Source organism: Streptococcus sp. KR (genome assembly GCF_002238115.1).
GTDB lineage: Bacteria > Bacillota > Bacilli > Lactobacillales > Streptococcaceae > Streptococcus.
On the sequence record NZ_NGVM01000091.1, the window covers coordinates 1 to 748 of the forward strand.

Consider the following 748-nt stretch of genomic DNA (forward strand, 5'->3'; position numbering starts at 1 on the left):
TTCTCCTGGGAAGGAAAACTCAGCAAAAAAATGAAACATGCCAAAAAGCGACTGGGACGTTCAAAGTTTGGGAAGGCATCAAAACGTACAGGAAAAGTCTTAAAGTTTTCGTCAAAAATACTACGTTCGATTTTAACAAATCCTTTAGCTGTCAAGTCCTATTTCTTAATGTTTATCATCTTTGCAGTATTTGGGATATTTATGTCTGTTTTTGGAGGGAGTGGTCCAGTCCAACAAAATGAATTTGACTTGAACAAATCCTGGCTTCAAATCAGTAAACGAGATCGAGAGAAGTCCAATGATAAGGTAGACTATTGGACAAACATCGATGACATGATCTTTTTCATGAACTTTCGCTACGGTAGCGATTGGAAACCAGAAAGTAATTGGAATGAGGGGACTGGTGGTGAATGGGCTGGGACGTTAGGTTTCAATCACTATTCAGATGCCTTGAATGATCTTTGGAATCATTTGAATGATGACCCTCACAATTTGAAGAAGATGGCTGACTTATATGGCCCCTCGTCAGATCTCAAGTGGACTAAGTTGAGTGATAGCGAGTTAGAAGAGTATAAAGAGCTAGAGGAGTTGACTAAAGAAGTTGGTCGATACCCCTCTTATCAAGAACTAGCTAACCCTTTTTACCAGGAGGACGATCCTTCTTATCAAGCCCCTTTAGTTATCCTGAAGAGATTTGGTTATACCTCTAAGAGTGAAATTTATGAAAAAACACAACTAAAAGCTTCAA

Annotated in this window: 1 pseudogene; it reads left to right on the top strand. The window is 38.9% G+C overall.

From position 1 onward, the window contains the following. Positions 1-748, top strand: a pseudogene (locus tag CBI42_RS11000) (phage tail tip lysozyme); the annotation flags it as partial.